This is a genomic window from Gilliamella sp. B2838 (assembly GCF_026536185.1).
Lineage (GTDB): Bacteria > Pseudomonadota > Gammaproteobacteria > Enterobacterales > Orbaceae > Gilliamella.
On record NZ_JAFNOO010000004.1, the window covers coordinates 44,779 to 68,865 of the forward strand.

A 24,087-nucleotide genomic window follows, 5' to 3' on the forward strand; every position below is an offset into this window, starting at 1 on the left:
GTGATGGCGATTATTTTTTTAATCCAACTATAGGTAGTGTTAAATTACGATAAATCGCTAATAGGCGAATAATAAGTGTAACTGAAATACCGAGCAGGGTGGATATCTCTAACGGCAAATTAAGTCCGTTATAAGCAATGACATGTGTTGTTCCACCGATTATGCAGGCAGTTGCGTAGATATCAGTTCTAAAAACCATAGGAATATCTCTGGCAAGTACATCTCGTATAATTCCACCACCAACACCTGTCATAACACCCATACACACAGCAATTAGGCTATTGACTTGAGAGTCAATAGCTTTGTTTACCCCAATACCGACAAATACAGCAAGACCAATTGCATCTAATACCGAAAATAACCATTTAGGAATAGTAAGGGTTGATGAATAACGCAACAACAACATGGTTATTAGTGAGGCGATAATAGCAACATATAAATCTGTTGAGTCAGTTATCCAAAAAATCGGTCCATGATTTAACACCATATCTCGAATAGTTCCACCGCCAATAGCGGTAATAACAGCTAAAACAAGTGCACCAATTGGATCCATCTCTTTTTTTGCGGCTAACAATACGCCAGAAATAGCAAATACAATAGTGCCTAAAAGGTCAAACCAAAAAAGGTAACTCACGCAAGTTCACTCAACATTGATTCTACAATCAACGATGACTGTGCAGAAGCAAGTTTTAAAAATGATTGAAAATCAATTGCTGATTCATTATCACCATTATCGGAAATTGCTCGCACCACAACAAACGGCACCTTAAAAAGCCAACATACATGACCAATTGCTGCAGCTTCCATTTCAACAGCAATTGCATCAGGAAAGGTTTGTTTTATTCTATCTAAATGGTTTTTACCATTAATAAATGCATCGCCACTACCAATCGAACCTACAATTGCATTGACGCCATGTTTTTTTATGCAGTTTTCAGCAAGTAATTGATATTTTTCAGCAGATTTAAAGGTGGCAGGGCAGCCAGACATTTGTCCTGGTAGGTATCCAAAAGCAGTTAAATCAACATCATGATAAAAAACATCCTGTGACACAACAATATCGCCAATATTAAGTTTAGATGATAATCCTCCTGCTGAACCCGTATTAATAACGGCATCGACGTTGTAATTATTCAATAATAATGTTGTGCCCGATGCTGCTGCAACTTTACCGATACCGGATTGGAGCAATACAATGTCACAACCGGCAATTTGACCTAAATGAAAATCACATCCTAAATGGTTTTCTACACGATAGTGATTGATTTTAGTTTTTAATATAGCAACTTCTTCTTCCATTGCGGCAATAATCGCGATTTTCATTTAATCCTCTTAGCTTTGATTAACTCACTTAAATTTAGATGTGCTATCATAATTGCAGAGGATTAACTTGACAATATATCATTACAAAGGAGTGACCAAATTTGCGAACAATATTTATTACCGGTTGTTCTAGTGGTATTGGTTTGATTTCAGCGATTGCTTTAAAAAAACGTGGATATCGCGTTATTGCATCGTGTCGTAAAGCGTCTGACCAGAAAAAACTTATTGAGCAAGGGTTTGAAACAGTATTACTTGATTTAGATAACCCTGAATCAGTTAAACAGGCAGCAAAAGAGGTGTTAACATTAACTGATGGTAAATTATATGCATTATTTAATAATGCAGGTTTTGGTGTTTATGGTCGGTTAAATACCATTAATCGTGAGCAATTAGAAGCTCAATTTTCAACCAATTTTTTTGGTGTTCACCAGTTAACCCAATTACTGCTTCCTGCAATGCTTGAACAAAATGAAGGCCGAATTATTCAAACAAGCTCTATTGTGGGCATCGTAGCAACCCCTGGTCGGGGGGCTTATTCTGCAAGCAAATATGCGTTAGAAGCATGGTCAGACGTATTAAGATTAGAATTATATAAAACCAATATTAAAGTTTGTTTAATTGAACCAGGTCCCTTAAAAACCTATTTTTCCAGTAATGTTAATCAAACTGAAAAGAATAATACTATAGAAAATCCACCTATTGCTAAACGATTTACGCTTCTTCCTGAAGCGGTATTACCTTATTTATATCATGCATTAGAGAGTAATAAGCCAAAAATTCGTTACAGGGTAACAAAAGTCACTAAACTTGCTGCTATCGCTAAACGTTTGCTTCCCGATAGATTAATGGATAAAATTTTATCTAATAAATAATAAGCCGAAAAATTTAGGAAACATTTATGCAAAACCAATTTATTTTTGATGTGAATGAACACAATATTCAAGCAATTATTGAAAAGTCATCGCTATCACCGATATTGTTTTACTTTTGGTCTGCACGAAGTCCAGAACACGAAACAATGACACAAACACTAACAAAATTAGCAAACGAATTTAATGGGCAATTTATATTAGCAAGTGTCAATTGTGATGAACAGCAAATGCTAGCGGCTCAATTTGGTTTAAGAGCAATACCAACTGTGTATCTATTCCAAAACGGCCAACCTGTAGATGGTTTTCAAGGACCACAATCAGAGCAAGTGATAAGGGATTTTTTAGCTAAAGTATTACCAAATGAAGATGAATTAAAATTAATCGAAGCACAATCATTATTTAATGAAGCTAAATACGAACAAGCTTTACCTTTGTTAAGACAAGCTTGGAAAGCCTTGACCGATCATCTAGGTAAGCCAAGATCTGATATTGCACTAATGCTTGCTAAATCGCAAATAGAACTCAAACAATTAAGTGAAGCAAAAGAGGTACTTAGTACCATTCCATTGCAAGATCAGGATTCCACTTTTCATGGTTTACAAGCAGAAATAGAACTACTCGAACAAGCAGCTAATTCACCTGAATTACAATTGTTGCAAGCGCAATTAGCTCAACATCCCGATAATATAGAATTAATGATTCAATTGTCTTCTCAATTAATGCAGGTAGGGCGTCATGAAGAAGCGTTAGAATTATTATATCAACCGCTGACCAAAGATCTCAATGCTGGAGATGGGCAAGTGAAAAAAACATTGCTGGATCTATTAGCGGCTCTTGGTACCAGTAATCCTCTGGCAAGTGCTTATCGACGTAAACTTTATACATTATTATATTGATAGATAAAGTGTATCGAAAAAGATCAATATTTATTGCTATCTATTGTTTTATTGACTTTAATCATTAACAGTATAACTAACTAATAAAGTGAATTGTTTGGTATTGGTTAGTTAAACAATAGATAGCGAATAAAAAATGGTGGTTTGCTAAAAATAATAAGTAATGAAAGATTCAACAACTGTATCATTGTTGAATCTTTTTTATTTAGTGTTCAATAATGCGAGGAAAGTTTTCATCTTTGCGTAAGGTTAACACTTCAACGCCGTTATCGGTGACTAAAATAGTATGTTCATATTGTGCAGAAAGACCATGATCTTTTGTTTTAACTGTCCAACCATCTTTCATTGTGCGAGTACGCCAATCGCCGGTATTAACCATTGGCTCGATAGTGAAAGTCATTCCCGGTTTTAAAATCACTCCGCCATCGTCAGCATCATAATGCAATACCTGTGGTTCATCATGATAGACATTACCAATACCATGACCACAATATTCTCTAACTGATGAAAAACCGAATTTTTCAACATATTTTTGAATCGTTTTACCGATTTCTTTTAAACGAATACCAGGCTTAATAATTTTTATTGCTTCATATAAGCTTTCTTGAGTGACTTGACATAATTTTTCACCGGCAATTGTTGGTTTACCCGCAATATACATTCGTGAGGTATCGCCATGATAACCATCTTTAATAACAGTGACATCAATGTTAAGAATATCACCATCCTTAATTTTTTTTTCGAAACTTGGAATGCCATGACAAACTACATCATTGATTGAAATACAACTAGTATGTTTATAGCCACAATAACCAATATTGGCAGGAATTGCTTTTTGAACATTAACAATATGCTCATAACAAATTTGGTCAAGTTCACCTGTACTTATACCGGGTTTAACATAAGGTTCAACTATTTCTAATACTTCAGCGGCAAGTTTACCAGCTATACGCATTTTTTCGATTTCATCGGGAGTTTTTAACTTGATAGACATTAATTCGTTCCTATAATATTAACGGCATTATCCTATCATATACCGGTATTTCGTCAAATCATAGCTATTAGTATATTTACAATGAATCGAAAAATGTTGAAATGTTTGGTAAAAAAATTAAGGTAAGCTGATGTTTTAGTATAAAATTGAATAGAAATCATCACTCATAAAAAATTATCAATAAAATATACATTAAAAAAATAGGTTTTATCATCATGCAATGTCGCTATTATCAGCAAAAAAAGTGTTTATCGTGTCCATGGATTGAACGACCTTATCAAACACAACTCGATGAAAAACAACAACAATTGATTAAACAATTAACACCTTTCCAACCGTTAGAATTAAAAGCGCCTTTTGCCAGTGAACAAAAAGGGTTTCGTAATAAAGCAAAAATGGCAGTACTTGGAACAGTTGAAAAACCAATCTTAGGTATACAACACCAGGGACAAGCTGTTGATTTATGTGATTGTCCACTTTACAGTGATAGCATGCAAAGCATTCTTAAAATTGTACGTAGCTATATTCGTAAACAAGGAATAGTTCCCTATAATATTAATAAACGAAAAGGTGAATTGAAATTCATTATTATTACTGAAAGTGCTAGTAATAATCAAAACAGTTATATGTTACGATTTGTCCTAAGATCCTTAAAATTTGTTGAACAAATTAAAAATACAATCAGTCAGTTACAAAGTTACATACAAAATTTACACGTAGTATCAATTAATATTCAACCTAATCATGCCGCAATTTTAGAGGGTGAACAAGAATTGGTTATTACTGAAAATCCATATTTACCAATAAAATTAAATAATATTAAACTCTATATCAAATCGAAAAGTTTTTTTCAAACTAATACCTATGTTGCTGAAAATCTGTATAAAACTGCAAGTGACTGGGTCACTCATTTACCAATTAACTCTATTTGGGACCTTTTTTGTGGGGTAGGTGGTTTTGGGTTAAGTTGTGTGACAAATATTGATAATACTATTTGCAATGATATTAAGTTAACAGGAATTGAAATCAGTAGTGATGCAATTGAATGTGCCAATAAATCTGCTCAAAAACTTGGGTTTAAACATTTAACTTTTAAATCACTCGATGCAACTCAATTTGCCATTAATCAGCACGATATTCCTGACTTAGTGTTACTCAATCCTCCTCGACGTGGGGCAGGTAAAACGCTTATGCAATATTTAGAACAGGTTGAGCCAAATTACATTTTATATTCGAGTTGTCATTTGACGTCATTAGTAGATGATTTAAATGAATTATCTAACTATAAGATCTTAAAAACTCAATTATTTGATATGTTTCCACATACCTCTCATATGGAAATATTAGTCTTATTACAAAAAAAAGATTAGTTTCCCCATAGCCAGTTCTCAATTTTCTTTATGCTATTAACCACGCATTATTAATGGTAATTATTTTTCATCACTTTTATGAACGTTATACAAATTACCATTTTTATTGCACGACTACTTCTATTTTATTAAGCACAAAGCGTTTTTATATAACCTATTAATTTGATTGAATATAATTTATATATCGTCAACATGATAATCATTATCATATGTAAATGGTAATTATTATCATTGATAATTTTAATTAAATTTGTTAGATTAAAAAATAAAAAATGATAATTATCAAATATTGGAGCAATAGTTAATATAGTTCATATGGATAGGGTTTTTAAAACAGGATGAAAGTAAATAAAGTATTGTTAACTATTCTGGCTGCTTCAATGACATTTCAGGTTTATGCTGAAAATGATGATTTAGATACCATTACGGTAACCGCTAGTCGACAAAAGAAAGCAAAATTGGCCATTCCCGAAACGGTTGATGTGATTAATAAAAAAAATATCGAAGATCATCAAATGTCAACAATGGAAGATGTAGTTCGCTATCTTCCCGGCGTTACTGTTAGCAGACAAACCTCGGGGACTGATCCTTTTGGTAATTTAGGTGGAATTAGAATACGAGGAATGACAGGTAACCGCATACAAATGCAAGTTGATGGTGCGAGAGTCATAGAAGGGTTACAAGATGGCAACCGTAATTTTATCGATTTATCAACAATAAAAGCGGTTGAAATTGTTCGTGGTCCGGGCTCTGTATTATGGGGAGCGGACGCACTGGGCGGTGTGGTTGCCTTTAAAACATTAGATCCAAGTGATTTATTGCAGAATAAGCCTTATGCAGTGCAAATTAATGGTGCTTATGATAGTTTAAATAAACAAAATACTAAAACGGGTATGCTTGCTTTCGAATTAATGCCAAATTTAGAAGCTTTACTAAGTTTTAGTCGGCGTGATTATCAAGAAGCTAAGTTAAGAAAAGCTAAAGCTAATGGGGGAATTTGGGGGTGCCCAAGAGGGGATGAAGCCATCGGATGTAATAAACTTAATCCATTAGATGCTAAAGCAGAAAACCTGTTATCTAAGTTGGTTTTCCATAATGATAACCGCGAAACAAAATTAACTTTTGAACATTTTCGTTCAAACTCTTATGTAAAACAGCTGTATGATTATGGTTTGCAATCTTCGGGAACCTTTAATGGCGACTATAAGCGCACTCAAATACAAACACGAAAACATTATGCCATTGATGATACGTGGTCACCTTCGGTAAATTTTGTTGATCAAATAAAAACAGTGATTTCTTATTCACCCCAAGAGCGATATTTAAAATCTCACCGTGAACAGAGAGATAAGAAAAATAAACCTATCTATACTTATACTACTAATGATTATAAAGAGAAGTTTTTACAGTTTGATTTACAATTAAATTCTAGCTTTGATTTTTTAGATACAGCGCATGATTTAGTATATGGTTTTCAAGGTGATATAACCCGTAGCCATTATCGTAATGAGAGCACTAAAAATGGTGTAAAAACAATTGGTGGCGGATTTAACTTTGCCAATGCAAAAACTCGTCGAGCAGACATCTATCTTCAAGATGAATTTCATTTAATTACAGAGCGCTTTAAAATCAAACCAGGGTTACGTTATGCCACTTATGAAATCAAACCCAATATTGATGATTACTATGTGGTGATTAAAGACAAAGAGCCTCGTAAATTGACTTCACATCGTTTAATCCCACAACTCGGTACACTTTTTTCCCTTACTGATCAATATTCAATTTATGCACGTTATGCCGAAGGTTTTAAAATGCCAACGGCGCAACAGCTATATACCTCATTACCTTCGGCTTCAATGAATTTGATTCCTAATCCTAATTTAAAACCCGAAAAAGTAAAATCGTATGAGACGGGGTTACGCGGTGATTTTTTAGAAGGCTGGTTTAGTTTTGGTCTATTTAAAGCCAATTATAGTAATTATATTAAAAACTTTATTCAGGTTGGGCCTAAAGATTATACCTACAAAAATTTATCTAACGTTAATATGTGGGGGATAGAGTCATCTGCTGAGTGGCATTTTCTAGAGAATTGGTCTTTGAACACTTCGGCCTCATACCAGTATGGTAAAAAGCAATCTTCACCTGGCGAGAAAAAATCTTACTTTAACGAAGCGATGCCTTTACAAGGTAATCTTGGCATTAAATGGCATCAACCCGACCTTAACTTAGATAGTGAGATTGTGAGTTCGTTTTCTAAAGCGGTTAGCCATGTATCAAAAGATGACGAGACAGCAGGCGACGTATTTAAACCTCAAGGGTATGCCATTTATGATGCCTATTTTAATTGGCATCCTAATCAACATATCACGTTAAGAGCCTCAGTCTTAAATATTTTCGATAAACGTTATTTTAAATGGCCTATGTTCAGTACTTATTATAAAGATCCGAAAGATAATGTGAAAGCAACCAATCCATTGGAATTGCAAACCGCACCGGGACGAACATTTGGTTTTGATATAGCGGTTAGTTTCTAAAAAATTTAAATCTAATTAATGATCAATTTTTGTTTAAAGAATTGATCATATTGATGAGTAATAGGCAGTATAGAGAGTAAAGATGTTGCAAACCTTAAAAAATATTTTTTTGCTCATTAAGTTATGTTGCAATACAAAACAAGGTAAGTTGGGATTTGGTTATGCATTTATTGTCATTAGCTTGAATATTATTCTAATAAAAATCAGCCTCGAAATGATAGGTTGGAATAAAAACTTCTATAATGCATTAGAAAAGTATGATATGCAGGGTGTTTTAAATCAAATAATGGTTTTTATTTTATTAACTTTTTTAGGGGCGATGACTTATCTTATTGCTGATTATTTAAAAAAAGTTTTGACTATTACTTGGCGTAATACACTTAATAATAAGATTTTAGATTATTGGATTGATAATAGAGCTTATTGGTATCTTAATAACAAACAACAAAAAATTGATAATCCAGATCAAAGGATAGCTGAAGATTGTCAGTTATTTGTTGAGAAATTAACCAATGAAGGGTTTTCATTTATTACACAGTTAATAGGACTTTTTTCTTATTTTGTCTTGTTATGGCAAATTACCGACAGTTTTGTATTAGCTTTTAGTATTTGCGGTATCAATATCAGTATTTCTCATTATCTGATTTGGTTAGCGCCGTTGTATGTATTATTTTGCTCATGCCTTGCCCATTGGTTAGGAAGACCTTTAAAAAAACTCTTAGTTGAACAACAACATAAAGAAGCAAATTATCGTTTTGCTTTAACGCGGTTTCGAGAATCGAAAGAGCCTATTGTTTTATTAAAAGGTGAAAATGTTGAAAAGCAAATTTTAAATCAGTATTTCGATGAAATAAAAAACAATTGGTATCAATTAATTAAGCGTCAATTACGATTAGGTTGTTTCACAAGACCTTATAATTTGACTGTACTTCAAATTCCCACTTTTTTTGCATTACCGATTTATTTGATTGGCAAAGTCAGTTTAGGTTCATTGATGCAAATTAGCAAAACTTTTAGTAATGTTGTGGTTAATTTATCTTGGTTTATTTTTAATTATAATAAATTGGCTGAACTGATTGCTTGTAGTCACCGGTTGTGTCAATTTGTCAAATATACACAATCTGTTACGGAAATACATCGTCAATCCGATCAACCTGAAGATACGATAAATACTCTGCAAATTAACAATTTGATCATAAAAACTCCGCAGGGCAAAGTTTTACTTAAATGCCCAACATTTCAGCTAAACCAAGGTGAATCGGTAATTTTGTCTGGCGTATCTGGAGTGGGAAAATCGACACTGTTAAAAATATTATCTGGCATTTATCCTTATTATGAAGGAACAGTGCAATTACCCGCATCAAAAATACTCTTTTTATCTCAGACACCTTACTTTCCAATAGGTGGATTAGCGCATGCAGTTAGCTATCCCGAGCCTTTACTCGAAAAAAATTTAACACATATTAAAGCACTTTTATTAGTAGTTGGTTTTTCGTCAGAAAATATCGAAAATCAATTACTTGATTGTGATTTTAACAAACTATCTGGTGGTGAAAAGCAGCGCTTAGTAATCGCCAGAATATTGATGCAAAAACCTGATTGGATATTTATGGACGAAACAACCAATGCCCTCGATAAAAAATCAGAACAACAACTATTACAATTATTACAACGTAAGTTACCCTCAAGTAGCTTTATTATTATTTCACATACAGATGTCTCAAATTATTTTACCAATTGTTATCAATTGATTTTATAACACATGACAGTAAACATAATTTGAAGATTAAATTAAAATAAAAAAGGAGTTTTTCTATGGCTGAGTCCACAAATGATCTTGTACATAATACTTTAAATAGTTTGCATGAGTCAGTTTTAACCTTGATATTATCAACAATAAATAAAGATACTGGTATTGAAACTAGCTATTCACCTTACTTTTTTGATGGGAATGATTACTATATTCTGATCTCTAATTTGGCGCCTCATAGTCAAAATATTAAAACAAATCCTAACCTATCGTTTTTAATTATTGAGGATGAAACAAACACTAAAAACATTTATGCTCGTAGGCGTATAACATCACAAGCGACAGCTAAGATCATAGAAAGAAGTTCAGATGTGTTTGAACACATTATTGATAATTTGGCTAAGCGAGTCAGTAAAATGGTTTATATGTTGGCTGAAATGAATGATTTCAATTTATACAAAATCACACCAACAGTGGGTCGCGTTGTAATTGGTTTTGGTCGAACATTTATTTACGATCATCAAACCAAAGCGATAACGCCAGTTGATGAAAGCTATCTTGCTAATCAAAAAGCACAACAATAAAAGTAAAATCAGGGTTCAGTTTTAAAAATAGTTAAAATTGAGTAGGCTAATAAAGTCTACTCAATTTATAAACAAATAATAACGTTGCATTTTATTTTCTATCTATCAACATCTTTACATTATCAGTTTGATTATTGGAATCGGCACTTTGTTCAATCAATGTTACCATTTTTGCCGACTAACTCTATAAAAACTTATTTAATGATTTTAATAATATCAAAATTGCATTTAGCATAAGGCAAATTGTGTTAATATGATATTAATAAAAAATATGATTAAGGAAGCACTAAACTATGATTCCTGATGTTTCTAAAGCACTCAACTGGTTAGAAAAGCATTATACTATTTTACAAGGTATTCAACGTGGTGTTGAACGTGAAACATTGCGTATTTTACCTGATGGTACATTATCTAAGACCCCGTTTCCTAATAAAATTGGAGCTGCTTTAACTCATCCATGGATCACAACAGATTTTGCCGAATCGATGTTGGAATTTATTACGCCAGTTAATACCAACATCGATTATATGCTAACGTTTTTACGTGATTTACATCGTTACGCTAGTGTCAATATTGGTGATGAAATGATGTGGCCTTTAAGCATGCCGTGCTTTGTCGCAAATGAAGATGACATTATTTTAGCGCAATATGGTAAATCAAATGAAGGACGCTTCAAAACAACATATCGAGAAGGTTTAAAAAATCGCTATGGCGCGATGATGCAAACCATATCTGGCGTGCATTATAATTTTTCATTACCAATGGCTTTTTGGCAAGCTCGTGATGGTGTTAAAAATAGTGAAGAAGGTAAAGCGGTCATTTCTGAAGGCTATTTTAGATTAATTCGTAATTATTATCGTTTTGGTTGGGTCATTCCTTTTTTGTTTGGTGCATCACCCTCTATGTGTTCTTCTTTCATTCAAGATCCCCAAAAAGCCAAAGCGTTTATTGAACAAACCAATGGTAATTGCTATTTACCTTATGCGACCTCATTAAGATTAAGTGATATAGGCTATACCAATAATGCTCAAAAACAATTAGGTATTACTTTTAATCATCTTGAGACTTATGCCGAAGGATTAAAACGAGCAACGCAAACTAAATCCCCAGAATTTGCAAAATTAGGTATCAAAGTTGACGGTCACTACCGTCAATTAAATGATCATGTATTACAGATAGAGAATGAATTCTATGCGCCAATTCGACCAAAACGCGTGCCTAGGGCTGGTGAAACCCCATCAGATGCTTTATTACGTGGTGGAATAGAATACATTGAAGTTAGAGCCTTAGATGTAAACCCATTCTCACCGATTGGTATTACTGAGGAGCAAATTCGTTTTATTGATCTATTTTTAATATGGTGTGCCTTAGCACCCGCACCCGAAATGAGTAGCCAAGAGCTTGAATGTGCAAAATTAAACTGGAATCGTGTTGTCATAGAAGGGCGTAAACCTGGGCTTGAAATTGGTATAGGTTGTGATAGTTATCATGAGCCGCTTTCTAAAGTTGGTCATGATTTATTTAAAGACTTACTGCGTGTTGCTGATGTTTTAGATCATAAAGATGATCAACAGCAATATCGTAAAGTTTGTGAACGATTAGAATTGATGTTTGATCAGCCAGAGCTAACACTTTCAGCAAGAACATTACAGGCTATTAGTGATTTAGGTACGTCTGAATTTGGTTTAGTACTTGCAACTCAATATAAAAAACAACTTATTACCGAACCACTATCGTTATTAACCGATGGTGATTTTGTTCAGCAACGTATTTTATCTATTGAAAAACAGCAAAAGAAAGAGCAAAGTGATACATTATCATTTGATGATTATTTGAAACAAAAAATGACCGTTTAGTATGTTTAAAAATCGTGATTATACATTAAGATATCAAGGAAATAATGATGTTGAATTGATTTTACCTAATCATCATATCATCGTAAATCAACCTTTAATTGACCAAAACTCTTTTTCAGTTTTAGTTTGGAATATTTTCAAGCAAAAAAGGGCGGATTGTATTCAAATTTTGGAGCAATATGCAAAAAGTACCAAAATAATCTTATTACAAGAGGCCCAAACCACACCACAATTATTAAACTTTATTGCAAAGCATAATAAAATAGCTGATCATGTTCCGGCTTATTGTTTAAATGATATCTATGCAGGCGTTATGACCATAACTGATAGTTTACCTACTGCCTTATTATCTTTTAAAGAGAGAGAGCCACTAATTAGAGTACCTAAGTCAGCATTAATTACCTATTACCCGATTGAGCACTCTTTAGAGCAATTATTAGTCGCCAATATACATGCTATTAATTTTAGTTTGGGGGTAAAAGTTTATCGCCAACAAATGTTCATATTGTTAAATCGTATTAAAGAACATCATGGACCGGTCATTTTGGCTGGGGATTTTAATGCGTGGAGTCGTCAACGTTTAAATCTTTTATATCATCTGATTCGTTCTATAGGATTGAAACCGGTCAATTTTTCTGTCGATATTCGAAAAACATTTATGGGTAGACCGTTAGATTTTATCTTTTATCGAGGATTACAACTTGATGCGGCTGAAATTATTAGTACAACGGCATCCGATCATAATCCTCTATTAGTGAATTTTAGATTGGGTTTGCATTAGCAAGGTTGATAGTTAAAATATCGCCTTCTTTTACACGCGAATTTTTTAACTTATTCCACTCAAGTATATCGGTAATTTTTACACGATAGTTTTGTGCGATAGAGTAAAGGTTATCACCTGCTTTAACAAGATAGGTAATTTTTTTACTGCTATTACCATTTTTACCTAAAATAGAATTAACCGTTTTATTATTTGTTGAACTATACTTAATCGTTGACGATTTCACTTCAAATGGCATTGTAGCATGCGGTACGTCTTGTAATAGTTCAGTTATTTCATTAGCAACCAGATTCTCTGCTTGTAATTTTTTAAATAAATCTTCAGCATGAACATAAGGAACTAGCAGATGGAAAGGACCATTTACTGTTTGTTGTACATACCCTGCATTATATGTCATTAAATCATTGAGTGATAACCCAGTATATTGGGCAATTTTAGCCAATGAGATATTTTTAGACATATCGATTCGAACTAAAGAATTTTCATAATTACAATCGGGTAATTTAATACCATATTGTTGATTATTTTTTACAATATCAATGATGGCTAAAATCTTAGGTACATAGTGCATGGTTTCACTAGGTAAATCTAAAGACCAATAATTGATTGGTAAACCTTTAGCTTGATTTTTTTCTATTGCTTTTCTAACTCGACCTTCACCCGCATTATAAGCAGCAAGAGTTAATAACCAATCACCATTAAATTTGCTATTAAGGTTTTGTAATAGTGATATAGCTGAATTAGTTGATGCAATCAAATCACGGCGACCATCAAAGTAATTGCTTTGCTTTAATCCATATTCTTTGGCTGTAATTGGCACAAATTGCCACAATCCCGCAGCTTGAGCAGAGGAGGTTGCCATCGGATCGTATGAACTTTCAATTAAAGGAATTAATGCCAACTCAACCGGTAAATTATTTTTACGTAATTGGTTGATAATATAGTATACATAAGGTTCAGAACGTAGTGCGATAGTTTCAAATCCTTGAGGATCACGTAATAAACGTTCTCTTTCAGCTTTAATTCGACTATTCTCTGGCACATTAACATTGATTTGCGCTAACATAAATTGCCAAGGATTTTGAGTCACTGATGAGTAATTTACACCACCACTTTTGATACTCGTTGTCATTATTGATTTAGAGTTGTGCTTTTTATAAGTGCTATTATAGCGAGCTCCGTGATTTTGACATGCACCTAAAAAAGAACATAACACAGTAAAAATTATTAACTTTTTCATTAGTTTACAAGATTTAACATGAATTTAAGTTGAGTATTATACCTAAAAATTGTCTTTTTGGCTCCTAAAAAAAGTAAACAATTCTAACTCATTGTTAAAATTGAATTTACTTTGTAAGTTTTTTTCATTACATCTCAAAAATAAATTAATTTGTCTTTCATTCAACAACGTTGAAGGTAAAGTTATTGTTTTATTTGAAATATAATTTAAATATTGCGTAATATTTTTGTCTTCCGGTACCATGTGTGTAGCAAATTTTAAATTCGATAAAGTGTACTCATGACCTGCACAAATTAATGTGTTATCCGGTAACTTTTTTAATTTATTGAGTGAATCTAACATTTGCTGGTAGTGCTGCTCGAAAACTCGTCCACATCCGGCCGAAAACAACGTATCACCACAAAAAAGATAGGGCGCACAGTAATAGGCTAAATGTCCTAAAGTATGGCCTGGTACTTTTAATATATCAAATTTAAAATCAGCAATGGTAATTGTGTGCTGATTAGATAGTGATATTAAAGGTAGATTAATTTCACTTGGCCCATAAATGGCTATATCAGTATAGTAATCTTGCAGTAATTTAACACCACCAAGGTGATCAATATGGTGATGAGTAAGTAAAATTGCAAGGGGGGAGAGTTGGTGCTGGTTTAGATAGTTAATAACAGGTTTGCCATCACCAGGATCAACGATAATCACTTGCCTATGGGCATTTTCGAGCAACCAAATATAGTTATCTGCTAATGCCGGAATAATATGCAATTGAAACATATGACCTAACTCCTTTCAACAAAATTTATTAAATATTATCACGCTATTTTTATTGAATTAACACTTAGTCAACTGCAGATTGTTCAAATAGCGTGTCATGCATAGTTGGATTTTCAGCCATACTTTTTGCAATGACATCACAACGTTCATTTTCAATATGTCCAGCATGTCCTTTTACCCAAATCCATTCAATTTTATGCGTTTGTACTAGTGAATCTAGTCGAGTCCAAAGATCGGCATTTTTTACTGGTTTTTTATTAGCTGTTTTCCAACCGTTTTTTTTCCAAGCATGGATCCAGTTTAAAATGCCATTACGCAAATATTGACTATCGGAAAATAATTCAATTAAACAAGGTTGTTTTATCTCTTCTAAAGCAACAATTGCTGCAAGTAATTCCATACGGTTATTTGTTGTTTTATAAAAACCTTTTGATAAGATTTTTTCTGTTTGTTTATATTTTAATATCGCGGCATAACCACCAGGACCGGGATTGCCTAAGCAAGAACCATCAGTATAAATTTCTATTTGTTTGAGCATGTTAATAATCTTTTAAAATGATATTAATTGTTAGCTATCTGCTAAAGATAAAACCAAAACGAGTGTTTGTTACTATAAATGAGTTAACCCTCTATACTATTGGGTCTCAACATTAGAAGCGTTTAGTGCTAAACTATACCATTATTTTGATCATTCCCCAATTATTGATAAACAAAAAGAGAATAACGTGATAACCAATTGTAATCGCCAAATTGTATTAGATACAGAAACCACTGGTATGAATCAAGAAGGCAATAATCATTATGAAGGACATAAGATTATTGAAATTGGTGCTGTTGAAATTGTTAATCGACGATTAACAGGAAATCATTTTCATGTCTATATTAATCCCGAACGTTTAATCGATGAAGAAGCCTTTAAAGTTCATGGTATTAGTGATGAATTTGTAAAAGACAAACCTATTTTTAAAAATATTGCTCATGATTTTATCAAGTTTATAGATGGTGCTGAGTTAGTTATTCATAATGCTTCGTTTGATGTCGGCTTTATGGATTACGAATTTCGCCTTTGTGGCTTAAATTTCAAAACAGCAGATCACTGTATTATTACCGATACCTTAGCAATGGCAAGACGCTTGTTTCCGGGAAAACGTAATAATTTAGATGTGCTTTGTGAACGTTATCAGATTGATAATTCTCACCGAACACTGCACGGCGCTTTACTTGATGCCGAGATCTTAGCAGAAGTCTATCTTGCAATGACAGGGGGGCAAACAACCTTGTCATTTAGTAACGATGATCATCTTTCATCTTCCACTGATGCTAATGCTGTTAAGAAAATAGATCGTAATGGTAATCGTTTAAAAGTAATCAAAGCGTCTGATGATGAACTTGGCCAACATAAAGCTATTTTAGAAAAAATTGACAAAAAAAGTGGTGGGGCGTTATGGAACTCACAATAATGATGGTTTTATATGCAATTAAACATTAATTTGCAAATTATTATTGACGAAAATGAAATTTATCTTTAACATCACGCCTACTTTAATGTTGTTGCATTAAAAACAGCTAAAAAGCGGAGCGGTAGTTCAGTTGGTTAGAATACCTGCCTGTCACGCAGGGGGTCGCGGGTTCGAGCCCCGTCCGTTCCGCCAATTCAATCTTGTTTTGGTCCTTATTTGTTACCTAATTATACTATATCTACTTAGTATCCATTCTATTAATCAATATTTAGTCGAAATAGAGCTATATTCTCATGTTAAAAAAATGGTTATTTATCATCGGTGGCGGCATGGCTTTTACATTAGGGACAGTTGGAATTTTTGTTCCTCTTCTACCAACAGTACCTTTTTATTTATTAACTGCCTATTTATGGCTTAATAGCTCTGATCGTCTTTATCACTATTTTACCAAAAGTCGTTATTATCAGATTTATATCCAGAAGATGCTAATTGAAAAACAAGTTACTAAATCAAGCCTGCTAAAAATGTCAATAATGGTGTTTATTGTTTTGCTAATTCCATTTATTATTTTTAATTCATTACATGTTAGAATTATCTTAGCGGTAGTCTTTTTAGCTCACCTTGTTTTTGGTTATTATTATTTTAATAAGCAGTAATAGCTAAGCGGAGTGTTTATAACAAGCAAATAAATTACAGGGCAAGTTACCCTGTAACAATATGCAAGTTAATGGTTATTTTTGCAGACTCTTTTTAATTTCGATTGCTAACAAAGGATTCCACATAGCACCAGTAGCACTCATTACTGCATCAGCTCCAACGTTTAACAACTCATTATAATGTTCACTATTGCTAACCCCACCAACGCCAATGATGCTAAATTTTAAATCCATCTGTTTACGATATTTAGCTAAACGACTCACCATATCTAAACCCGCCCAACGAATTGCATCACCACAGATTCCTCCTTCTTTTCGATTATCACCTAAAGCCGGATGACCTTTGGCATCAACTGGTTTAGCGGATAACGTGTTAATTGTACTTAAACCGTCGATAATAGAACCAACACGCGTTAATAAAGAAACAATTCTTTCATCATCAGGAAAATAAGCTAGTTTTAAGATAAGTGGGCGATCTGGTACTGCTGTTTTAATTTCATTAACGATACGTTCAACTTTATCAACATCAAAACACAGTAATTTACTTGCCCCTTCATTTGGGCAACTCAAGTTTGCTTCGAGTATTGGTGCATTGGTTTCTCTTACTAATTTTGCAGCTAAAGCATAATCTTTTTCAATTTCACCTTGACCTTGTGTACCTTGAAAACTACCAATAACGCATTGACCCTGTCCCGCTGAATTTACCGCATCAGCCATGTCAGGCTGCCAAATATCTGGCGCAAAAGAGGGCACGCCAAAGGAGTTAGTAATCGATAAAGGTTGTTGATAATTAGTATCAGCTAAAACAGTATCAAGATTACTTGATAATTTTCCTGTAGGATGAACTGATAAAACATTTGGTAAAGGATGGCATTTATGGAATTTTGTTCTAACTGTTTTATATACACATAAATCGAATCCATAAGCAAAAGCAGCTTTAATATAATTGGCATTTAATAAAGGTCCAGCAGGCTGACCGAAAGGTAGGTTAACATTAACATTTAAGAATTTAGTTTGTTTAGTCGGCACGTGTTCTGCTTTGTCCAATTCGGCAAAAAGTCCAAAAGGTCCTTGAGCATAATTATCTTCATAACTGATGTTCGGATTATAAAAAGGGATTAAGGCGGTCATATCAGCTCCTATTTATGTGTGTTCTTAAAATCAATTTGGTTTATAATGGTTGAGGAAAATAAATTTAAGAGATGCTTAAAATAAAAAATCCTCCATAAAGGAGGATTAATAATTGTAATTAAAAAAGAATGAAGATTTAGTTTTTCGTTCTGTTTGGGTATCTGGACCACTAACATTTATACATTCCTTTTTATATGAGTTGCTTGGCATTGTAGCTGAATTAAAATAAAGCACAAGCCAAAAACAAGAAAAAATATCTAAGTAAATGAAATAGTTATAGTGTTTTTTTTGAGACAAGTAATTAAATTATATACACTACTATAACTATTTAACTGTCAAAAAAAGCAATTTCTAATTATTCTGAATAATAAGATCTTATAAGCTATTAATAAAATTGAATAATTTTTGTCGAAAAAATGATACTGACATAACTGATCAGACCATTGTAATTGGAGAACAGTTATCAGTAATGATATTATTACCAGTAACAAATCAATTTAAGTAATTATTAGGTAACTAACGATGAGAAACGAAAATACTTTTAAACCTTTTATTTTGCCCAATGGGGTTGAATTAAAAAATCGCATAATGATGGCACCAATGACTACTTGTTCAGGTTTTCATGAAGGATCGGTAACGCATGATTTAATTGAATATTATCAAGTTAGAGCGGGTGATATTGGCACTATTATTGTTGAATGTGGTTTTGTTGATGATAAAGGTTTGGCTTTCCCAGGTGCAATTGGTTTAGATAGTGACGATAAAATTGAAGGATTAGCTAAAATAGCTGAGGCGATCAAATCTAAAGGATCGAAAGCTATTATACAGGTTTATCATGGCGGTCGAATGGTTGAACCTAAATTAATCGGTGGCCAGCTACCTGTCGGTCCGAGTGCTATTGCAGCGCCAAGACCCGGTGCCGCAACTCCAATTGAATTAACGAGTGATGAAGTTGAGCATATGATTGATAAGTTTGGTCAAGCCGTGCGGCGTGCTATTCAGGCTGGATTTGATGGTGTCGAAATCCATGGTGCCAATACTTATTTGATACAACAGTTTTATTCACCTAATTCGAATCAACGAAATGATAAATGGGGTGGAAGCCGTGATAACCGAACTAGATTTCCTTTAGCCATTTTAGATATTACTCATAGCATGGTTAAACAATACGCAAATTCTAATTTCATTATTGGTTATCGTTTTTCACCTGAAGAATTAGAAGTTCCTGGCATTCGTTTTGATGACACGATGTATCTACTTGAGAAATTGGCTGAAAAAGGATTGGATTACATTCATTTTTCAATGGGAGCAATTCTTAGACCGTCTATTGTCGATACCCAAGATCCTACGCCATTAATTCGAAAATATGTTGCAATGCGTTCTGAAACATTAGCAAAAATTCCTGTTGTAGGTGTGGGAAACGTAGTAAATCAAACCGATATCGATGCCGCGTTAGAAAACGGTTATGATTTAGTTGCAGTTGGACGAGCTTGTATTGCATATCCTGATTGGATAAGCAGAATTGAAAAAGGTGAAAAACTTGAGCTAGTTATCAACAGTGATAAGCGAGAAGCCCTTAAAATTCCAGAACCTTTATGGCATTTCTCTTTGGTTGAAAGTTTAATTCGAGATGTTAATTTAAGTGTAAAAAAATTTAAACCAGGTGATTACCAAGAGAAAGTGAACGATGAATCATATGAATTTGTCATTAATGTAGAATTGGCCAAAGATTTTATCAAAGACATGCAATTAGTTAATGCTAATGAATTTGATAATGAAGTTATAACTCATTTTTCCGAAATTAAACATCGCATCATTGAAGCCAATAGTCCTTTTGTCGATGCTATTTCTGGCGCAACATCGCAATGTGAAGCATTTAAAAAAGCGGTAACCAAAGCTATGGCTAAATCAAATAAAGCTGCGATAGTGGCTGAAGGCGGTGATCCAAATGATAAAGCTTATGATATTGTTGTCGTTGGTAGTGGTGGAGCGGGACTTGCAGCAGCTATTCGAGCTCATGATTTAGGCGCAAATGTTGTGATTGTTGAAAAAATGTCTGTTATTGGTGGTAATACCAATAAAGCCTCAGCCGGAATGAATGCAGCAGAAACTAAGTTCCAAAAACTAAAAGGTATTGTCGATAGTAAAGAACTTTTTTATAAAGAGACGTTGATTGGCGGTAAAAACAAAAATAATCCAGAATTATTGCGTTATTTTGTTGAAAATGCACCTGAGGCTATTGATTGGTTGGATGATAATGGTATTGAACTTAGTGGTATTACAACAACTGGTGGCATGAGTGTTGATCGTACCCATCGACCTGAAAGTGGGGCTGCTGTAGGGGGATTTTTGATTAGTGGTTTAGTTAAGAACATTAACAAACGAGGCATTGAAGTTTTATTAGACACGAATGTAACTGAAATTATTACCGAAAATAATAAAGTGATGGGTATTAAAGCGGTTGATGACGATGGAACTATTCAAACCATAAAAGCTAAAGCGGTGATAATTGCAACGGGTGGATTTAGTGCAAATCGTGAAATGGTCGAAAAATATCGTCCAGATCTTAAAGGATTTGTGACAACGAACCATAAAGGTGCTACCGGTTCAGGTATTATGATTTTAGAAAAACTTGGTGCAGGGACAGTGGATATGAAAGAAATTCAAATTCATCCAACTGTTGAACAAACAACATCGTATCTCATTTCGGAATCTATTCGAGGTGGCGGTGCAATTTTAGTATCACAAAATGGTGAGCGTTTTGTTAATGAATTGGATACGCGAGATAAAGTGTCTGCCGAGATCATCAATTTGCCTCAACACTATGCTTATATTTTATTTGATCAAAAAGTGCGTGATGAAAACAAGTCTGTTGAAGAATACATATCGCATGATTTGGTTATTCAAGCTAGCAGCATTAATGAATTAGCGCAAAAATTATCAATTAATGTTGATTCATTAACTAAAACCATAGAACGTTATAATCAATTTGTTTCAAATCAACACGATGAAGATTTTGGACGAACAACGGGTATGCGTCATCCTATTAATACTGCGCCATTTTATGCAATAAAAATCGCACCCGGTGTGCATCATACTATGGGGGGCGTAACGATAAATACCCAAACACAAGTATTAGATGTCGAACATCACGTTATAAAAGGTGTATTTGCTGCTGGTGAGGTTGTTGGTGGCGTACACGGAGCGAATCGAATAGGTGGTAATGCTGTTGCTGATATTATCATATTTGGTATGCAAGCTGGAAAAATAGCAACAGATTATATTCATCAGTGATTGTTTTATACTTAGGGTATATTTAGCATGGTTAATTCAAGCTATGAATATGTGCAAAATTTATTAGGCACAACGGTTTCATTAATACTTTGTGAACCTAATGAAAACGTTGCTCATAAAATATTTGAGTTAATAAAAGTGCTTGAAAGTAAGTTAACCGTTAATCGCCCTGTATCTGAGGTGATGTCTGTTAATTTGGCTGCGGGTCAACAACCTGTTAAAGTGAGTCATAGTATTTTTTCCTTAATTGCACAAGCTAAAGATGTCAGTTTAATGCCCGGTAGCTGTTTTAATGTCGCTATTGGGCCATTAGTTAAGTTATGGAAAATAGGATTTAATGGCAGATTTCCACCCAGCCAACAACAAATTGATGAAAAGCGCTTATTAATCGATCCACAAGATATTGAACTCAATGTTGAAAAACAAACTGTTTTTTTGAAAAAAAAAGGCATGGAAATCGATATGGGCGCTATCGCAAAAGGCTATATTGCCGATATTGTAAAAGCCATTTTGCTACAAAATGGAATCAATCAAGCGATTATCAATTTAGGCGGCAATGTTGTGGCTTTAAATCAATCACCGGCAAATGCCGAAGGTTTTTGGCATATAGGATTAAGAAAACCTTTCTCTAACAATGATGAATTAGTCGGTTTTTTGAAGGTAATAAACAAATCTGTTGTGACATCAGGTATATATGAACGCTATTTTGTACACAAAGATACTCTCTATCATCATATTTTGGATTCTTCAACGGGGTATCCTTTGAATAACGAATTAGAAAGTATCACAATTATTTCTGATACGTCTCTTGAAGGGGATTTATTTTCAACGCTTTTATATGGATTAGGCTATGAGCGTGCTAATGAATATTTACAAAAACACCGCAATTTATCAGCAATTTTTTTATTAAAAAATAAAACGATAAAGTTAGCTAATCCCCATAATTTTGCTTTCGAACTAACGAATCATCAATATGTAATGCGTTAATGCCTTAATTGAAATGATTATTGAATGTTGAATTTAATGTTTGTTAAGAATTAGATCATGAAATTTTAAAATTAAAAAAGGAAAAATCCCATGAATACAATAAATAAGCCACCAGTAAAATGGTTACCTTTAATAATTATTGCTGCGCTATCAGCAATATTATGGTTATTGGTATCCCCCCCGCAGGGTATCAGTATAGAAGGGTGGCGAACAAGTATTATTTTTGTCGCAACCATTGCCTGCATTGTTGCTGAAATTATGCCTATTGGTGCCATTGGTTTATTGGCTATTACGGTTTTTGCAGTATTAAGACCTTCAGGGGCTATGTCTGCGGCAGAATCGATAAAAATATCGTTAAGTGAATTAAATAGTAGCCTAATTTGGCTTATTGTTATTGCCTTTATGATTGCCCGTGGATTTATTAAAACAGGACTGAGTAGACGCATTGCTTACTATCTTGTTAAAATTTTAGGTAAAAATACGCTTGGTTTAGCTTATGGTTTATCAGTAACAGATATGGCTTTAGCGCCGGCTATTCCAAGTACCACAGCTAGAGCTGGAGGCGTTATATATCCAATAGCTGAAGCGCTGGCGATTAATTTTAATTCAAACCCAAAAGATGAATCAAGAAACCGCATAGGTACTTTTTTGATGTTAACTATTAGCCATGTTAACGACATCACCTCTGCTATGTTTTTAACAGCTTTTACAGGAAATTTGTTGGCTGCTAAATTAGTGACAACGTCACTAGGTATTACTTTAGGCTGGGGGCAATGGTTTGTAGCAGCGATTGTACCTTGTTTAGTTTCGTTTGTTGTTATTCCATTAGTTATCTATTTTTTAACTAACCCTGAACTGAAAAAAACGCCAGAAGCACCGACTTTGGCTGTTGAAGAACTAAAAAAAATGGGGACGGTTTCAAGAAAAGAAATTATCATGGGCTGCACTGTTATATTATTGTTATGCCTTTGGATTTTTGGCAGTAATTTTGGTATTGACTCAACAACCACTGCATTTATCGGCTTGTCTATTTTGATTTTATCCGGTGTTCTCAGTTGGGATGATATAAAAGGAGAGAAAGCAGCATGGGATACTTTAATTTGGTTTGCTGCATTATTGATGATGGCCGGCCAAGTTAATAAACTTGGTGTAACTAAATGGTTAGGTGACACCATTGGTAATGCAGTAAAAGGTCATTTAGGTGATAGTAGCTGGGTATTTGTGATAATCATTTTATGTGTGGCTTATGTTTATCTACACTACTTTTTTGCAAGTGGAAATGCACATATTGCAGCTTTATTCCCTGTTTTTCTGTCAGTTGCTATTGCACTGGGCGTACCACAAATGATTGCCATTTTTGCTCTTGTGATTTGTACTAATTACTTTGGTTCAATTACACAATTTGCTAATGCGAGAAATCCTTTACTCTTTGCTGAAGGTTTTGTGCCAGTAAAAACATGGTGGAAAGTGGGCTTTATATGTAGTGTTGTAAATTTAATTATTGTCTTTACCATCGGTATTTTATGGTGGAAGATCATTGGATTAGGTTAATCACGTTATATTATGACCGCCAGTCATATCTGGCGGT

At 33.7% G+C, this 24,087-nt stretch carries 20 protein-coding genes and 1 tRNA gene; 14 read left to right on the forward strand and 7 right to left on the reverse strand.

The features are described 5' to 3' along the window. Positions 1 to 10 precede the first annotated feature (10 nt). Both J3U63_RS05750 and mtnN read right to left on the reverse strand, forming a co-directional pair. Positions 11 to 634, reverse strand: coding sequence for a TRIC cation channel family protein (locus tag J3U63_RS05750; protein WP_267344141.1), 624 nt, complete (start codon positions 632 to 634; stop codon positions 11 to 13). Further along, positions 631 to 1,323 carry a 5'-methylthioadenosine/S-adenosylhomocysteine nucleosidase gene (gene mtnN, locus J3U63_RS05755; protein ID WP_267370883.1) on the reverse strand — a complete coding sequence of 231 codons (693 nt, stop codon included), beginning with the start codon at positions 1,321 to 1,323 and terminating at the stop codon, positions 631 to 633. The genes J3U63_RS05750 and mtnN overlap by 4 nt, the downstream gene beginning before the upstream one ends. A 101-nt stretch (positions 1,324 to 1,424) precedes the next feature. Here mtnN and J3U63_RS05760 point away from each other — a divergent pair, with 101 nt between their 5' ends. Next, positions 1,425 to 2,195, forward strand: coding sequence for an SDR family oxidoreductase (locus J3U63_RS05760; RefSeq protein WP_267332809.1), 771 nt, complete (start codon positions 1,425 to 1,427; stop codon positions 2,193 to 2,195). 26 nt (positions 2,196 to 2,221) lie between these two features. Continuing rightward, positions 2,222 to 3,091: a co-chaperone YbbN gene (locus J3U63_RS05765; protein ID WP_267370886.1), complete on the forward strand. Its 870-nt coding sequence runs from the start codon at positions 2,222 to 2,224 to the stop codon at positions 3,089 to 3,091. A 205-nt stretch (positions 3,092 to 3,296) separates the two neighbouring features. Here J3U63_RS05765 and map read toward each other — a convergent pair whose 3' ends face one another. Beyond that, positions 3,297 to 4,085 (reverse strand): type I methionyl aminopeptidase, encoded by a 789-nt coding sequence (gene map / locus J3U63_RS05770; protein ID WP_065634177.1) that lies wholly within the window; start codon positions 4,083 to 4,085, stop codon positions 3,297 to 3,299. A 215-nt stretch (positions 4,086 to 4,300) separates the two neighbouring features. Here map and rlmC point away from each other — a divergent pair, with 215 nt between their 5' ends. The 6 genes from rlmC to J3U63_RS05800 all read left to right on the forward strand — a co-directional run bounded on the left by rlmC (position 4,301) and on the right by J3U63_RS05800 (position 12,960). Next, positions 4,301 to 5,455: a 23S rRNA (uracil(747)-C(5))-methyltransferase RlmC gene (gene rlmC, locus J3U63_RS05775; RefSeq protein ID WP_267370888.1), complete on the forward strand. Its 1,155-nt coding sequence runs from the start codon at positions 4,301 to 4,303 to the stop codon at positions 5,453 to 5,455. 338 nt (positions 5,456 to 5,793) lie between these two features. Further along, positions 5,794 to 7,989: a TonB-dependent hemoglobin/transferrin/lactoferrin family receptor gene (locus J3U63_RS05780; protein ID WP_267370890.1), complete on the forward strand. Its 2,196-nt coding sequence runs from the start codon at positions 5,794 to 5,796 to the stop codon at positions 7,987 to 7,989. Between the two features lie 82 nt (positions 7,990 to 8,071). Further along, positions 8,072 to 9,748, forward strand: coding sequence for an ABC transporter ATP-binding protein/permease (locus tag J3U63_RS05785; RefSeq protein WP_267332813.1), 1,677 nt, complete (start codon positions 8,072 to 8,074; stop codon positions 9,746 to 9,748). A 56-nt stretch (positions 9,749 to 9,804) separates the two neighbouring features. After that, on the forward strand, positions 9,805 to 10,323 hold the full coding sequence (locus J3U63_RS05790; protein WP_267332814.1) for a HugZ family protein: 519 nt from the start codon (positions 9,805 to 9,807) through the stop codon (positions 10,321 to 10,323). Between the two features lie 293 nt (positions 10,324 to 10,616). Further along, a complete protein-coding gene (gene gshA, locus J3U63_RS05795; RefSeq protein ID WP_267332815.1) occupies positions 10,617 to 12,179 on the forward strand; it encodes a glutamate--cysteine ligase in 1,563 nt (520 codons plus the stop codon). Position 12,180: 1 nt separating this feature from the next. Then, positions 12,181 to 12,960, forward strand: coding sequence for an endonuclease/exonuclease/phosphatase family protein (locus tag J3U63_RS05800; RefSeq protein WP_267332816.1), 780 nt, complete (start codon positions 12,181 to 12,183; stop codon positions 12,958 to 12,960). On the opposite strand, the gene J3U63_RS05805 is transcribed toward J3U63_RS05800, so the two are convergent. From J3U63_RS05805 to rnhA, 3 genes are all read right to left on the reverse strand, one after another. Then, positions 12,941 to 14,200, reverse strand: a complete 1,260-nt coding sequence (locus J3U63_RS05805) for a transglycosylase SLT domain-containing protein (protein ID WP_267332817.1) — start codon at positions 14,198 to 14,200, stop codon at positions 12,941 to 12,943. The genes J3U63_RS05800 and J3U63_RS05805 overlap by 20 nt on opposite strands. 42 nt (positions 14,201 to 14,242) lie before the next feature. Beyond that, entirely contained in the window at positions 14,243 to 14,971 is a 729-nt protein-coding gene (gloB, locus tag J3U63_RS05810) for a hydroxyacylglutathione hydrolase (RefSeq protein WP_267344134.1), read from the reverse strand. A gap of 64 nt (positions 14,972 to 15,035) precedes the next feature. Beyond that, entirely contained in the window at positions 15,036 to 15,509 is a 474-nt protein-coding gene (gene rnhA / locus J3U63_RS05815; protein WP_267370892.1) for a ribonuclease HI, read from the reverse strand. A gap of 238 nt (positions 15,510 to 15,747) precedes the next feature. Between rnhA and dnaQ the strand changes: the two genes are divergently transcribed. The 3 genes from dnaQ to J3U63_RS05830 all read left to right on the forward strand — a co-directional run bounded on the left by dnaQ (position 15,748) and on the right by J3U63_RS05830 (position 17,087). Next, on the forward strand, positions 15,748 to 16,431 hold the full coding sequence (gene dnaQ / locus J3U63_RS05820; RefSeq protein ID WP_416379549.1) for a DNA polymerase III subunit epsilon: 684 nt from the start codon (positions 15,748 to 15,750) through the stop codon (positions 16,429 to 16,431). A gap of 115 nt (positions 16,432 to 16,546) precedes the next feature. Next, positions 16,547 to 16,623: transfer RNA gene (locus tag J3U63_RS05825), tRNA-Asp, on the forward strand. A gap of 101 nt (positions 16,624 to 16,724) precedes the next feature. Then, the gene (locus J3U63_RS05830) at positions 16,725 to 17,087 is read left to right on the forward strand and encodes a YbaN family protein (protein WP_267370895.1); all 363 of its coding nucleotides are present in this window, start codon (positions 16,725 to 16,727) and stop codon (positions 17,085 to 17,087) included. A 75-nt stretch (positions 17,088 to 17,162) separates the two neighbouring features. Here J3U63_RS05830 and J3U63_RS05835 read toward each other — a convergent pair whose 3' ends face one another. Beyond that, entirely contained in the window at positions 17,163 to 18,218 is a 1,056-nt protein-coding gene (locus J3U63_RS05835) for a hypothetical protein (RefSeq protein ID WP_267344133.1), read from the reverse strand. 522 nt (positions 18,219 to 18,740) lie between these two features. Between J3U63_RS05835 and J3U63_RS05840 the strand changes: the two genes are divergently transcribed. From J3U63_RS05840 to J3U63_RS05850, 3 genes are all read left to right on the forward strand, one after another. Further along, positions 18,741 to 21,512 (forward strand): flavocytochrome c, encoded by a 2,772-nt coding sequence (locus tag J3U63_RS05840; RefSeq protein WP_267370898.1) that lies wholly within the window; start codon positions 18,741 to 18,743, stop codon positions 21,510 to 21,512. A gap of 27 nt (positions 21,513 to 21,539) precedes the next feature. Then, positions 21,540 to 22,499, forward strand: a complete 960-nt coding sequence (locus J3U63_RS05845) for an FAD:protein FMN transferase (RefSeq protein ID WP_267370899.1) — start codon at positions 21,540 to 21,542, stop codon at positions 22,497 to 22,499. A gap of 90 nt (positions 22,500 to 22,589) precedes the next feature. Then, positions 22,590 to 24,050: a DASS family sodium-coupled anion symporter gene (locus J3U63_RS05850; protein ID WP_267332825.1), complete on the forward strand. Its 1,461-nt coding sequence runs from the start codon at positions 22,590 to 22,592 to the stop codon at positions 24,048 to 24,050. The last annotated feature ends 37 nt before the right edge of the window (positions 24,051 to 24,087 follow it).

What these genes read in the sequence shown, in the direction of transcription:
- J3U63_RS05845 (WP_267370899.1), top strand. Translation starts at nt 21,540, where the DNA reads ATGGTTAATTCAAGCTATGAATATGTGCAAAATTTATTAGGCACAACG.
- J3U63_RS05840 (WP_267370898.1), top strand. Translation starts at nt 18,741, where the DNA reads ATGAGAAACGAAAATACTTTTAAACCTTTTATTTTGCCCAATGGGGTT.
- mtnN (WP_267370883.1), bottom strand. Translation starts at nt 1,323, where the DNA reads ATGAAAATCGCGATTATTGCCGCAATGGAAGAAGAAGTTGCTATATTA.
- J3U63_RS05835 (WP_267344133.1), bottom strand. Translation starts at nt 18,218, where the DNA reads ATGACCGCCTTAATCCCTTTTTATAATCCGAACATCAGTTATGAAGAT.
- J3U63_RS05790 (WP_267332814.1), top strand. Translation starts at nt 9,805, where the DNA reads ATGGCTGAGTCCACAAATGATCTTGTACATAATACTTTAAATAGTTTG.
- J3U63_RS05780 (WP_267370890.1), top strand. Translation starts at nt 5,794, where the DNA reads ATGAAAGTAAATAAAGTATTGTTAACTATTCTGGCTGCTTCAATGACA.
- rlmC (WP_267370888.1), top strand. Translation starts at nt 4,301, where the DNA reads ATGCAATGTCGCTATTATCAGCAAAAAAAGTGTTTATCGTGTCCATGG.
- J3U63_RS05830 (WP_267370895.1), top strand. Translation starts at nt 16,725, where the DNA reads ATGTTAAAAAAATGGTTATTTATCATCGGTGGCGGCATGGCTTTTACA.
- dnaQ (WP_416379549.1), top strand. Translation starts at nt 15,748, where the DNA reads ATGAATCAAGAAGGCAATAATCATTATGAAGGACATAAGATTATTGAA.
- J3U63_RS05765 (WP_267370886.1), top strand. Translation starts at nt 2,222, where the DNA reads ATGCAAAACCAATTTATTTTTGATGTGAATGAACACAATATTCAAGCA.
- map (WP_065634177.1), bottom strand. Translation starts at nt 4,085, where the DNA reads ATGTCTATCAAGTTAAAAACTCCCGATGAAATCGAAAAAATGCGTATA.
- rnhA (WP_267370892.1), bottom strand. Translation starts at nt 15,509, where the DNA reads ATGCTCAAACAAATAGAAATTTATACTGATGGTTCTTGCTTAGGCAAT.
- gloB (WP_267344134.1), bottom strand. Translation starts at nt 14,971, where the DNA reads ATGTTTCAATTGCATATTATTCCGGCATTAGCAGATAACTATATTTGG.
- J3U63_RS05850 (WP_267332825.1), top strand. Translation starts at nt 22,590, where the DNA reads ATGAATACAATAAATAAGCCACCAGTAAAATGGTTACCTTTAATAATT.
- J3U63_RS05805 (WP_267332817.1), bottom strand. Translation starts at nt 14,200, where the DNA reads ATGAAAAAGTTAATAATTTTTACTGTGTTATGTTCTTTTTTAGGTGCA.
- J3U63_RS05800 (WP_267332816.1), top strand. Translation starts at nt 12,181, where the DNA reads ATGTTTAAAAATCGTGATTATACATTAAGATATCAAGGAAATAATGAT.
- J3U63_RS05785 (WP_267332813.1), top strand. Translation starts at nt 8,072, where the DNA reads ATGTTGCAAACCTTAAAAAATATTTTTTTGCTCATTAAGTTATGTTGC.
- gshA (WP_267332815.1), top strand. Translation starts at nt 10,617, where the DNA reads ATGATTCCTGATGTTTCTAAAGCACTCAACTGGTTAGAAAAGCATTAT.